Origin of the sequence: Bradyrhizobium sp. CSS354 (assembly GCF_029051725.1) — a bacterium.
Classification (GTDB): domain Bacteria; phylum Pseudomonadota; class Alphaproteobacteria; order Rhizobiales; family Xanthobacteraceae; genus Bradyrhizobium.
Genome location: NZ_JAACFU010000007.1, coordinates 349,702 through 361,966 on the forward strand (window position 1 = coordinate 349,702; position 12,265 = coordinate 361,966).

Sequence of the window (12,265 nt, forward strand, 5' to 3'; positions counted from 1 at the left end):
GCCTCGTCAGCCCGCCGGCCGAGCTTTCGCCAGCGCGTCCAGCCTGCGCTGGAGCCGCCAATTCCGGAAGCCCCAGCTCCGCCAAGCCAGATCCTGAGGCTGGACTTCTACAAGCCGATCGCGCCGCGACACAAGGCAGTTGTCGCCCGGGCGATGAGCGATGACCTTGTCGAGGGCAGGCAGCGCCTGCGGCCCGAGTGTGAGGAGATAGTCGGCGTCGATGTTCAAGCCCTTACCGGACATTTCGTTGCTGTGGCTCAGATTATAGTCGGCGATGAAGGCATCGAAGTTCACCAGCGAGCAGCCATACAGCGCGATCGTTAACGCGATCAGATTGGTGCCGACGAGCCATTGGTTGGGCTTGTCGAGCACGATACGGGCGACGATCAGGATCAGCCCGAGCGCCACCAGCCCCATCCAGATGAAGGCTGCGATGCGCCAGTAGGTCAGCATGTAGATGTCGACGTAAAGGTCGAGGCGAAGGATGGAGGAGGCGACCAGCAGGACGTTCTGTCCCACCCAGAGATAGACCAGCGGCCGGATGATCTTCGATTTCTCGGCCGGGCCGCCCGGACGCATCGCCACCAGCACGAAGGCGGCGGCGAGCAGGGCGGTGGCGATCAGTGGGTAGGCGCCGCGATGGGCATAGGCGGCATAAGTCATGTTGGCCGGCAGCGCGACATGGCCCCAGAGGTAGATGCCGTCGAGAATGGACTGTGCCGCGAACAGCAGATTGAACAGGATCAGCGAACGCAGGATGGTGGACGGGCCCAGGAACTCAGCTGAGACTTGCGACTGCAGCGGCGGCGGCACGGGGATGTCTGCGATGGTCGTGGTGACAATCTCTCTGCGCCGCCAGCGCACATGGATGAACGGCCAGACCAGCGACAGCATCATGGTCCAGAACAGCACGCGCGGAATGCTGACATAGTCGAGGATGAGCTTTGGATTGAGCAGGAACACCCACTGCTCGATCAATGGATTGGCTGCGGCGAACAGTGCGATGAAGACGGTGCTCAGCGCTGCAGGCAGAAGCCAGAGTGCGATGCTCCGAGTGAGTGCCGACATGTTGAAGATTTGAAGCGCTTCGGGGAACACCCTGAAGGGCCCGAACAGGACAAAGTTTCGTATCGCCCGGGCACGGTCCGCGAAGCCCGTCGTCTCCGAATTGGTCGCGAGCAGCAGTGCCATGAGCAGCGCCGCGACGAGGATCAGGAAGGACAGCGCATTGAGCTCCTCTGTCGCCGGCACGAGACCGGCGACGAGAATGGCCGCGCTGGTGATGCCGCGTCGCAGGTCCAGCGCCGCATGATTGAACAGCATCGACACGCAAGCCGTCGCGATCGCAAAGAGCGTCAGCGATAGGCCGATCCGTGGGCCATAGAACAGCCAGTCGGCGACCGCGGCCAGTGCCAGTGCGAGACCAAGCTTGGCAGGAATGGAGGAAGGCCTGATCGGCTGGAGGTCCGCTGCTATCGTCGTAGCCAGGCTCGTCATGTCCAGAAGACCTTTCGTGAATGGTGGCATCACGAAGTCTGAACGTCGTTCGTGCAGAAGGTGAGATCGTCGTCTGCACGGTTTCAGGAGTCTTTTGCAGATTTCGTGCAGGCGCGCTTTTGGTCCTTACGCGGCGCAAATCGCTTTGATAGGTGCGATGCGTTCATCACATTGGGCGTGACGCATCATGCAATCCCTCAACCGCATCGGTCTCATTCTGCTCTGGCTTGCCGCGCCTCTCGTCGCATTTGCGGCCGCGAACAAGAACGATCCCTATCTGCTCGTGCTGCGCGGCGCTGGAAACATCGCGGTTGTCGTCACAAGCATCGTGATCGTCATCGTGCTGCTGCGCCGCGGGCGTTGGCGCAGCACCGTGGGCAAGCTGCTCGTCATGCTCTGGTGCGCTCCGCCGCTCCTGATGTCGGCGGCGCATCTGAAATTCGAACTGCGCAAGCACGATGTGCTTGCCGCCAGTACGGCCGAGGCGCGTCAGCTCGGGCCTCACTTCATGGTCGGTTATTCCTCCTTCCCGGAGGTCGCGCGCCTTGCCGAGCAGGGTTTGATCGGCGGTGTCTACGTCACCCGGCACAACATCCGGGGCCTGACCGCCGAGGCGCTGCGTGCCGAGATCGCGGCGCTCCAGGACAAGCGGCGAGCCGCCGGGTTGCCGCCGCTGGTGGTCGCCGCGGACCAGGAGGGCGGCATCGTCGGGCACCTTGCGCCGCCGTTGACGAAGCTGCCGGCGCTGGCGACGCTTGCCGGGCTTGCCCCCGATGACCAGCAGGCCAAAGCAGCAGAGTTCGGCCGCATCCACGGACGTGAACTCGCCGGGCTCGGCGTCAACCTCAATCTCGCACCGGTGCTCGATCTCAAGCCGCCGGTCCGGCGCAATCGCCTCGATTTCCACACGTTGATCGGCCAGCGCGCGATTGCGTCCGATCCAGCTGTCGTCGGCGCGATCGCGAGCGCTTATGTGCGCGGGCTGGAAGAATCCGGCGTCGGCGCCACGCTCAAGCATTTTCCCGGCATCGGGCGCGTGCGCACCGACACGCACCATTTCAGCGCCAACCTCGACGCGCCGGTGAAGGAGTTGGAGGCAACCGACTGGCTTCCGTTCCGCGAGGTGCTGTCGCATTCGCGCAGCGCGCTCATGGTCGGACATGTCACGCTCACGGCCGTCGATCCCGACCGAGCCGCCTCGCATTCGAAGCGCGTCGTCGAGGGGATCATCCGAGACAAATGGGGCTATCAGGGTATCGTCATGACCGACGATCTCGTGATGGGCGCGATCTATCAGCACGACGTCTGCCAGGCCGTGGTCGAGGCCATCAACGCGGGCGTCGATTTGCTGCTGGTCGCCTATGACGGCGCGCAATTCTACCGGATTTTCGCTTGTGCCCTGGATGGATCGCGGCAAGGCAAGCTCGATGCGGCGATGCTGCGCGTGAGCGAGGCGCGGTTCGCGCGCGGTTTCCCGTCCGAGCAGACGCGAGCCGCCTCACGCCCTGTGAACGTCGCGGGTCAAGACTAGCCCTTTGCGAACTGACGGTAGTCAGGCTCGCGATGAAACCAGAATTCGTAGCCGGTGATGGCCTTCTGCATGGCGACATCGTGGATCGGCTGGTTGAGCGGAATGACGGGAACGTCGCGCATGCAGAGCGCGATGAAATCCTTCACGGTCTTGTCGTACTCGGCAAAATCCGTGGTGAACCGTGCCTTGTCGATCAGCGCGTCCATTTCCTTGTTCTGGTAGGAGGAGATGTTGAAGATCGAGTTGTTGCCGTGGAAATTCCAGTAGAAGTAATATTCGGGGTAATCGAGCCAGCCGCTGAAACGGTTCAGCGCGAGGGGGAGCTCCTTCTTGTTCAGCGTGGTGCGCCAGTTCGCGCCGGGAATCTTTTCGATTGCCGCCTTGATTCCGATCTTGGCGAGGCTCTCCTGGATCAGGATCGCGGTCGGCTCGCCGACCGTGGCCGTGCCGGTGTCGAGCGACAACGTCGTCTCTAGCCCTGACTCGAAGCCTGCCTCCTTCATCAAGGCTTTGGCCTTGTCGAGATCGGTGACATAGGGAAACGCCTGTGGCCAGACCGGCTTGGAGACGTCTGCTGCTCCGCCATACATGGGAACGGCACGTCCGAAGAACGCGCTGTTCTGGATCTGCTCATAGGGCATCGCCCAGGCGACGGCCTGGCGCAGCTTCACATTGTCGAACGGCGGCTTTGCCGTGTTCAGCGCGACGGACCAGAGCGCATTCGGGATCGGCACGCCCGAGACCTTGACCTTGCCCTCCTTGATGATCTGCTCGAAGTCACGCGGCGCGAAGCCGCTGGAGATATCCGCATCGCCTCGTTCCAGCATGGCGCGGCGAGTGCCGGCGGAGGGGACGTCGCGCGCGATCACGCGCTTGAGCTTCGGGAGAGGTCCGCTCTTCCAATCGTCGAAGCGCGCCAGCACGGTCTCGCTGCCCGGCTTCCAGCTTTCGATCCTGTAAGCGCCGCCGCCCGCCTCGTTGGTCCTGAGCCAGGCCAGTGCCCATGGGTCTTCCGCGGTCGCGTTCTTTTTCGCGAGCTCCGAGTTGATGATGAAGGGCACGACCACAGCGACGTTGAACAGCAGCATCTTGTCTTGGCGCACATAGTCGATGCGGAAGGTGTGGTCGTCGATCACGACGAACTGCTCGGGCTTTTCCAGCGACCCCGCCGACATCTGAAAGGTCGGAAAGCCGCCGACCTTCACCGCGCGGTCGAACGACCATTTGACGTCTTTCGCGGTGACCGGCGTGCCGTCGTGAAATTTTGCGTCCTTCCGCAATTTGAAAGTGCAGGACATGCCGTCGGCCGCAACCTCCCAGCTCTCGGCGAGTTCAGGCGCGAGCTTTTCGCGGTCATAAGACAGCGTGCCGTCGGGGAGCGTCTTGGAGGCGTAGCTCAGCAGGCGGTCGTAGCAATTCCAGGACAGCCCGTTCACGGTCTGATTGGAGCCGACGCCCTGCATATCGAGCGAGTTTGGCCCGAGCTCCTGCACCACCAGCAGCGTCTCCGCTCGCCCTTGCGCCGAGGCAAAGCGCGGAGCAAGGGCGGTCATTCCGGCGATGCCAAGTCCGCCGAGCATCACGTTGCGGCGGCTCAGGTCGGAAGATGATGCGCTCATGGGTGCCTCGCTCTTGAGAGATTTGCACCCTAAAGAGGCAAGGCGCATGCCATCGGCCGCGCTTCACGGCGCCGCATCCGGTGCGCATCTCAGCTCTACGGCGACACCGCTCCGCGGCTCACGGCCCGCGGGGCAGTCAGGTCTTTCCAGGTGGAATTGGCGACATGCACCGGCGAGAACGCCGGGCGCTCGACATAATGGCCGTCGCCGGCCTCGGCGCGCAGATCGCCATCCTTCCAGACCATTCGGCCGCGCGACAGCGTCACCGCCGGTCCGCCGGTGCAGGAAAAGCCCTCGAACACATTGTAGTCGATCCGGCTCATCTGCCGCTTCGCGCTGATAGTCCTGCTCGCCTTGGGATCCCAAACCACGACATCCGCGTCCGAGCCGGCGGCGACCGCGCCCTTGCGCGGATAGATGTTGAGGATGCGGGCGATGTTCGCCGAGGTCACTGCGACGAATTCCTCCTTCGTCAGCCGTCCCGTGGTGACGCCCGCGGTCCACAGCAGCGCGAGGCGATCTTCGAGGCCGCCGGTGCCGTTCGGGATCTTTCTGAAATCGCCGCGCCCGAACCGCTTCTGCTCGGTGGTGAAGGCGCAGTGGTCGGTCGCGACCACCTGCAGCGAGCCGGCTTGCAGACCGGCCCAAAGACTATCCTGATGCGACCTGTCGCGGAACGGCGGCGACATCACGCGCTGCGCGGAATGATCCCAGTCCTTGTTCTGATATTCACCGGCGTCCAGCAGCAAGTGCTGGATCAGCGGCTCGCCGTACACGCGCTTGCCCGCCGCACGTGCGCGCGCGATCGCCTCATGCGCTTCGCGGCAGCTCGTGTGCACGATGTAGACCGGCGTCCCTGTCATGTCGGCGATCATGATGGCGCGGTTGGTGGCTTCGCCCTCGACCTCCGGCGGCCGTGAATAAGCATGTCCCTCGGGGCCGGTGACACCGCGCGCGATCAGCGCCTCCTGCATCAGGGCGACGACGTCGCCGTTCTCCGCATGCACGACCGGCATGGCGCCGAGATGGGCGCAGCGGGCGAACGAGTTGTAGAGCTCGTCGTCGTTCACCATCAGTGCGCCTTTGTAGGCCATGAAGTGCTTGAAGGTGTTGATGCCGTAGGTTTTGACCACGGTCTCCATCTCGTCGTGGATCTGCTTCGACCACGACGTCACCGCCATGTGGAAGCCGTAGTCGGAGGCCGCCTTCTCGGATTTGTGCCGCCACTCCTGATAGGCCGCGAGCATCGACTGGCCGGGATCGGGCAGGCAGAAATCCACCACCATGGTGGTGCCGCCGACCAGTGCCGCCTTGGTCCCCGATTCGAAATCGTCGGCGGTGACCGTGCCCATGAACGGCATTTCGAGATGGGTGTGCGGATCGATGCCGCCGGGGATGACGTAGGCGCCGCCGGCATCGATGGTCTCGCTGCCGACGGGCGCATCGAGCGACTGCCCGACCGCGACGATGGTCGCGCCGTCGATCAGCACGTCCGCGCGGCGCGAATGATCATGATTGACGACGGTGCCGCCGCGGATGAGGAGGGGCATTGGAGGCTCCGGAGTGAGGCGTGAACCTCGCGAAGCTAAGCGCGCTGCATGCGACGCGACAGGTGAAATTTTAGTCAGCCATCGCCGACAGTTGAGCTGTGCTCTCCGCCTCTACGCCGCCCGCGCGATCAGCCCGTCAATCATCGCGCGCACCAGGCCCGCGATTTCCTTCCGGAGCGCCGGTAGCGGTACCGCGACCAGCTTCTGCTCCAGTCCCAGCGCCACCATGCCATGCACCGCCGAGAACAGGCTGCGCGCGGTGATGCCGAGCTCCTCCCGACTGCGTTGTGGAAACAGCGCGGCCAGCGGCTGGTAGACGTGGCGGAACAGCTGGAGCTGGTCGTCGATGGACCAGTCGGGGAGGGGCTTGTCGGGGTCCATGCGGTGCTCGAACAGCGCGCGCCACAGTTCGAGATTTTCCGCGGCGAAATCGCAATAGGCGAGGGCGATGCGGACCAGAGTCGCCTGCGGCGACGGCTCGCCGCTTTCCACCGCGCTCAGGGCCTGGTCGAGCCGATGCAAGGTGCGCGAGCCCACGCGCAGGATCAGCTCGTCCACATCGGCGACGAGATTGTAGACGGCGCCGTTGGCGCAGCCGATCTCGCGGGCGAGATCGCGGGTTTTCAGGCCCGCCAATCCCCTGTCGGCGATCATTCGTTCCGCTGCCAGGATCAGATCGGATCGAAGTTTCTCTCGGCGTTCCAATGTCTTAGTCATCTGCGGCCAAATTTCTGAGCGTTGCTCAAATATTGATTGAACGATGTTCAAGTTTGTTGCTACAAACCATCTGTGAGCAACGCTCATAACAGGGAGCTTCAGATGTTCAAGACCGTAGTGACACTCTTCCGCGGCAGCGTGGCCGCCGCGGGCGAAGAACTGGAAGACCGGACGGCCCTTCTGATCCTAGATCAACAGATGCGCGACGCCGCAGCCGCCCTCGAGCGCGGCAAACGGACCCTGGCGCTGGCGATCGCACAGGACCAGCAAGAAGGCCGCAAGCTCGAGGCGACTGTCGCCCGCATCGCCGATCTCGAGACCCGCGCCGTGGCGGCGCTCGACGGCGGCCGCGAGGATCTCGCCAACGATGCCGCTGAAGCCATCGCGGGCCTGGAGGCCGATCGCGACGCGGCGCTGACGGCACGCGCGCTGTTCGCAACCGAGATTGCGCGGCTGAAGCGGCACGTCGCAAGCGCGCAGGCCCGCATCACCGAGCTCGATCGCGGCCGCCGCGTCGCCCGTGCCTCGGAAGCGGTGCGCTCGCTTCGCCGCAGCGGCATCGAGGCAGCACGTCCCTACGAATCCACGCTGCCGGAGGCGGAGAGCACCTTGAGACGTCTTCGTGAGCGGCAGATGGAAGCCCAGGCCGCCGACGACGCGCTGGTCGAGCTCGATGCCGCCAGCGGTCCGCTCGCCACCGCCGAAAAACTCGCCGAGCAGGGTTTTGGCCCCCGGCTCAAGACGACCGCGGACGACGTGCTGGCACGGTTGAAGTCCAAGCGCACGCCGACTGCCTGATTTCAACCCAATCATTCGAACCAACAGGAGACCATCATGAACCAGAATGGCCAGCCCCACAGCGGCGCCTGGGTGACTTTCACTTACTTGTCCTTCGCAGCCTCCGCCTTCCTCATCGCCATCGGCATCTTCTTCCTGCCGATCGACCTCTGGATGAAGGGTTATCTCACCATGGGCATCGTCATGCTGATCCAGACTTGCATCACCCTGACCAAGACGGTTCGCGACAACCATGAAAGCAGCCGGATGGTGAACCGCATCGAGGATGCCAAGGCGGAACGTCTGCTGATGGAAGTCTCCAAGACGGCTTGATAGGCATAGCCATTACGCAAGGAGGCAGTGGAGCAACGCGCTCCGCTGCTTCGCGCCGGAGCGCATTCCGCCCCTCGTTTCGCGCTTGCGAAATGCAACCGAGCCATGACGGATCGCGCGGGCGTGCGCTCTTGCGCAACCGCACGGGCAGGGGCAGTCTTCACAGGCGGCGCACAAGAACGCCGCCAATAAGATGTGATTACAAGATCTCGGCGAGGAACCTCATGGCAGCGATGCGGATCGACTGCGACATCCACCCGGCGGTTGGTGGCACGCGCACGACGTTGCTGCCCTATCTCAGCGATCACTGGAAAGAGCAGGTCGTGAGCCGCGCCATCGACGGGCTCGATCTCACCTCCTATCCGCCCGGCATGCCGCTCACCGGCCGCGCCGACTGGCGTCCGGCGAACGGCACAAAGCCTGGTTCCGATCTTGCGATGGTGCAGAAGGGCGCATTCGAGCAGTTGGGTGCCAGCCACGCGATTCTCAACGTGCTCTATGGTGCGCAGGCCGTGTTTGACCCCTACATGGCGGCCGACTTCTGCAAGGCGATCAACACTGGATCGCCACTGAGTGGCTGTCGCGCGATCCGCGCTTGCGTGCTTCGATTGTGGTGCCGATGCAGGACCCGGATCTGGCGGTCGAGGAGATTGAGCGCCGCGCCGCCGATCACCGCTTCGTCTCGATCCTCGTGCTGGCGCAGGGCGAGACGCTGCTGGGACGGCGGCATTTCTGGCCGGTCTATCGGCTCGCCGAGAAATACAAGCTGCCGCTCGCGATCCACGCCGGCACGCAATATCGGCAGGCGCCGAGCTCGGCCGGCTGGCCGTCGCACCGCTACGAATATTACTTCGTCGAGGCGCAGGCGTTTCAGGCGCAGATCTTGAGCCTGATTTATGAGGGCGTGTTCGGCAAGTTTCCGAACCTCAAGGTCGTGCTGATGGAATCCGGCGTGAGCTGGCTGCCGGCCTTCATGTGGCGCGCCAACAAGACCTGGCGGGGGGTGCGCGTCGAGGTGCCCTGGGTCGAGCGCGAGCCGGCAGCGATCATTCGCGAGAATTTCCGCGTCACCATGCAGCCGTTCGATGCGCCGGGCGACGCCAAAAGCGTCGAGGACATCATCGACCAGATCGGCTCCGAAAAGATGTTCCTGTTCGCGTCCGACTATCCGCACTGGCAGTTCGACGGCGACGATCCGATCCCGCCGAACCTGCCGAACAGCATCATATCGAAGATGTGCGTCGACAACCCGCTGGAGACGTTTCCGCGGCTGTCGCTCGCTAACTGACTTTGGAGGTTCGCATGAGTGAAGTCATCGACCGCCCGCTGCGGGAAGACGAGAAGCCCGTCGCTTCGCGGCTGCGCATCGTCGATTGCGACGTCCATCCAAGCCTGCATTCGTTCGACGATCTCAACGAGTTCCTGCCAAAGCGCTGGCAGCAGCATCTGAAGGAATATGGCAGCCATTTGCGCACGCCCTATCTGTTCACCACGCCCTATCCGCGCTCCTCGCCGCTGATCGCGCGGCGCGATGCCTGGCCACCGTCGGGCGGTCCCCCCGGCTCGGATCTCGCTTTCATGCAGAAGCAGCATCTCGATCCGCTCGACGTCGAGTTCGGGATCTTGCAGGTGCTCGATCTCTTCATCTTCTCGCAGCAGAACCTTGAATTCGGCGCCGCGATCCAGCGCGCCATCAACGACTGGCAACTGGCGTTCTGGTCGCATCGCGACCCGCGCCTGAAGGCTTCGATCCTGGTCGGTCAGGATGGTGTTGATCTCGCCATTGCCGAGATCGAACGCTGCGCGAAAATCGGCGAATACGTCCAGATCAACGTCTCGCCGCGCGCCAACGAGCCGCTGGGCCGTCGCCGCTACTGGCCGATCTACGAGCGTGCCCAAGAACTAGGTCTGCCGCTCGGCATCCATGTCGGCGGCTATGGCGGGCATGCGCCGACCGGTGGCGGCTGGCCGTCCTATTATGTCGAGGAGCACCAGTCCAACGCGCACACCATTGCAGCGCAGCTTGCCAGTCTCGTGATCGAGGGCGTGCCGGAGCGCTTTCCGAAACTGAAGTTCGTCTTCATCGAGGGCGGCTTCGGCTGGATCCCGTCCGCGGTGTGGCGGATGGACCAGCATTTCGAGCGCTTCCGCAGCGAGGTGCCGCATCTCAAGCGCAAGCCGTCGGAATACGTCCGTGAGCATTTCTGGTTCACGACGCAACCGATCGACGAGCCTGACGAAGCCCGGCAGCTGCGCTCGCTGATCGAATGGGTCGGCATCGATCGTCTCTTGTTTTCGTCGGACTATCCGCACTGGGATTTCGACGATCCGCGCTTTGCCTTCAAGACGCCGCTGACAGAAGCCGAGCGAAAGAAGATCTTCAGCACCAATGCCCGCGCCGTCTACAAGTTCTGAGAAGGTCTGCACGGTATGGCCCGTCACATCGTCGCGTCCGCCTCGGAGATCCCGCCTGGTGGCAACAAGGTCGTCGATGTCGACGGCCGCGACATTGTCGTGTTCCACGTCAATGGCGAGTTCTTCGCGCTGCTGAACCGCTGCCCGCATGAAGGCGCGCCGCTGGAGAAAGCGGCCTGCGTGGCGCGGCTGACCTCCCCCGAGCCCGGCATCTATCAGCGCTCGCGCGTCGGCGAGATGCTGCGCTGTCCTTGGCATGGCTGGGAGTTCGACATGCGCAACGGCCAATCCTGGTTCGATCCGAAGCGCGTCAAGATAAGGTCATATCCGGTCGCTGTGGAGCGCGGCGAGGAACTCCAGAAAGGGCCGTATGTTGCCGAGACGTTTCCGGTGCATGTCGAGGACAGCTACGTGATTGTCGAGGTCTGAGCAGCCGTTTCGGATTGTGATTTCGCCGCAGGTGGGATAAGCCTCGCCCGCATTTATCGCGGAGACGAGCTTTGTCGAAACAATCCCTGCGTGAGGAGGCCGAGCGCCTGATCCGCGAATCGATGGAAAAGAAGACCGTCGTCGTCAAGCAGGGCGATACCCGCATCGAGGCCGTCTGCGGTAAATGCGGCGCCCCGAACCGGGTGCAGGCGCCAAAGGGCCAGACCCGCATCAAGTTCGCCTGCAAGAATTGCGGGCACCAGCAAGAGACGCTGTAGAGCGCCCCCTGTGTAACCCATCCTGAGGAGCCCGCTGCAAGCGGGCGTCTCGAAGGATCGAGGCCCCACCCGGGCCTGCATGTTTCGAGACGCGCGTTCCGCGCTCCTCACCATGAGGATTAAACAGCCTAATCCCCCTTCACGAATTTCGCGAATGCATCCGCATGGTCCGGATGCCAGCGTGACAGTGGCGGGCGGTTCTCCACGATGTCGCGGGCGGCCCACAGCATGCGCTTTTCGTCGAGCGCGCGCGGGACGTCGTTGTCCGGACACAGGATGTAGAAATCGCCGGCCTCCAGCCGCGTCAACATGAAGTCCACGGTCTGCTCGGCGGTCCAGGCCCCGGCCGGCTTCTCCGTCCGGCCCTTCGCGGTAAGGCCCGTAAAGACGAAGCCTGGAATCAGCAGATGCGCGGTGATGCGGCAACCCGCAGTGTTGCGCAGCTCGTGCTGGAGCGCTTCCGTAAAAGCCTTCACACCAGCTTTGGAGACGTTGTAGGCGGGATCGCCAGGCGGCGTGGTGATGCCCTGCTTCGAGCCGGTGTTGATGATGAGGCCGGCTCCGCCGCGCGCGATCATGTTGGGCGCGAAGATGCGCGAGCCGTTGATGATGCCCCACATGTTGACGCCGATGATGCGCTGCCAGTTGTCGGGTTCGCCGAACAGCGTGCTGCCGGGCTGGATACCCGCATTGTTCATGAGGATGTCGGTGCGACCGAAGCGCTCGCGCACGGCGCGCTCCAGTTCCGTCACGCTCTCGGCCTTGCTGACGTCAATCGCGAAGGTCATCACGTCTGTGGCGGACGTGACGGATGAGAGTCTTATTGCGGCTTCCGCCAGCCGCGCCTGATCCACATCGGCGATACACACCTTCATGCCGTCGCGTGCGAAGGCCAAAGCGGCGGCAAATCCGATGCCGGACGCACCGCCGGTGATCACGGCAACATTGTCCTTGACGATCGCGGGGTGGGGCATGGATCGGTCTCCGGGGGGCTCGGTCGTGCTATAACATGGCACTCGCGCGACCCCGCACAACTCGGCATGGGAGGTCTTCGTTCCGCGTCGACTTTACGCCTCTCCTTTACGCCTGTCCGGCATCGCAGTATTCTCTCGACCAACG

At 63.5% G+C, this 12,265-nt stretch carries 11 protein-coding genes and 1 pseudogene; 7 read left to right on the top strand and 5 right to left on the bottom strand.

Annotated features, from left to right (window positions below; all coding sequences use genetic code 11):
- Positions 1 to 6 precede the first annotated feature (6 nt).
- Positions 7 to 1,497 carry a DUF4173 domain-containing protein gene (locus GWG67_RS19965; protein ID WP_275171032.1) on the bottom strand — a complete coding sequence of 497 codons (1,491 nt, stop codon included), beginning with the start codon at positions 1,495 to 1,497 and terminating at the stop codon, positions 7 to 9.
- Between the two features lie 187 nt (positions 1,498 to 1,684).
- Here GWG67_RS19965 and GWG67_RS19970 point away from each other — a divergent pair, with 187 nt between their 5' ends.
- Positions 1,685 to 3,028, top strand: a complete 1,344-nt coding sequence (locus GWG67_RS19970) for a glycoside hydrolase family 3 N-terminal domain-containing protein (RefSeq protein ID WP_275171033.1) — start codon at positions 1,685 to 1,687, stop codon at positions 3,026 to 3,028.
- Here the strand turns inward: GWG67_RS19970 and GWG67_RS19975 are convergent.
- The 3 genes from GWG67_RS19975 to GWG67_RS19985 all read right to left on the bottom strand — a co-directional run bounded on the left by GWG67_RS19975 (position 3,025) and on the right by GWG67_RS19985 (position 6,914).
- Positions 3,025 to 4,647, bottom strand: a complete 1,623-nt coding sequence (locus tag GWG67_RS19975) for an ABC transporter substrate-binding protein (protein WP_275171034.1) — start codon at positions 4,645 to 4,647, stop codon at positions 3,025 to 3,027. The two genes, GWG67_RS19970 and GWG67_RS19975, sit on opposite strands and share 4 nt — an antisense overlap.
- 95 nt (positions 4,648 to 4,742) lie before the next feature.
- Complete coding sequence (gene hydA / locus GWG67_RS19980; protein WP_275171035.1) at positions 4,743 to 6,197, bottom strand: dihydropyrimidinase; 1,455 nt, start codon at positions 6,195 to 6,197, stop codon at positions 4,743 to 4,745.
- A gap of 111 nt (positions 6,198 to 6,308) precedes the next feature.
- On the bottom strand, positions 6,309 to 6,914 hold the full coding sequence (locus GWG67_RS19985; protein ID WP_275171088.1) for a TetR/AcrR family transcriptional regulator: 606 nt from the start codon (positions 6,912 to 6,914) through the stop codon (positions 6,309 to 6,311).
- 102 nt (positions 6,915 to 7,016) lie between these two features.
- On the opposite strand from GWG67_RS19985, the gene GWG67_RS19990 reads away from it, so the two are divergent.
- The 6 genes and pseudogenes from GWG67_RS19990 (at position 7,017) to GWG67_RS20015 (ending at position 11,146) form a co-directional block, all read left to right on the top strand.
- Positions 7,017 to 7,712 carry a PspA/IM30 family protein gene (locus tag GWG67_RS19990; RefSeq protein WP_275171036.1) on the top strand — a complete coding sequence of 232 codons (696 nt, stop codon included), beginning with the start codon at positions 7,017 to 7,019 and terminating at the stop codon, positions 7,710 to 7,712.
- Between the two features lie 36 nt (positions 7,713 to 7,748).
- Entirely contained in the window at positions 7,749 to 8,024 is a 276-nt protein-coding gene (locus GWG67_RS19995; RefSeq protein ID WP_275171037.1) for a YiaA/YiaB family inner membrane protein, read from the top strand.
- Between the two features lie 224 nt (positions 8,025 to 8,248).
- Positions 8,249 to 9,312: pseudogene (locus tag GWG67_RS20000) on the top strand (amidohydrolase family protein).
- 14 nt (positions 9,313 to 9,326) lie between these two features.
- Positions 9,327 to 10,439: an amidohydrolase family protein gene (locus tag GWG67_RS20005; RefSeq protein ID WP_275171038.1), complete on the top strand. Its 1,113-nt coding sequence runs from the start codon at positions 9,327 to 9,329 to the stop codon at positions 10,437 to 10,439.
- Between the two features lie 15 nt (positions 10,440 to 10,454).
- Positions 10,455 to 10,868, top strand: a complete 414-nt coding sequence (locus GWG67_RS20010; protein WP_275171039.1) for a Rieske (2Fe-2S) protein — start codon at positions 10,455 to 10,457, stop codon at positions 10,866 to 10,868.
- A gap of 71 nt (positions 10,869 to 10,939) precedes the next feature.
- On the top strand, positions 10,940 to 11,146 hold the full coding sequence (locus GWG67_RS20015; protein WP_007615092.1) for a hypothetical protein: 207 nt from the start codon (positions 10,940 to 10,942) through the stop codon (positions 11,144 to 11,146).
- 128 nt (positions 11,147 to 11,274) lie between these two features.
- Here GWG67_RS20015 and GWG67_RS20020 read toward each other — a convergent pair whose 3' ends face one another.
- Positions 11,275 to 12,120 (bottom strand): SDR family oxidoreductase, encoded by an 846-nt coding sequence (locus tag GWG67_RS20020; protein WP_275171040.1) that lies wholly within the window; start codon positions 12,118 to 12,120, stop codon positions 11,275 to 11,277.
- Between the last annotated feature and the right edge of the window lie 145 nt (positions 12,121 to 12,265).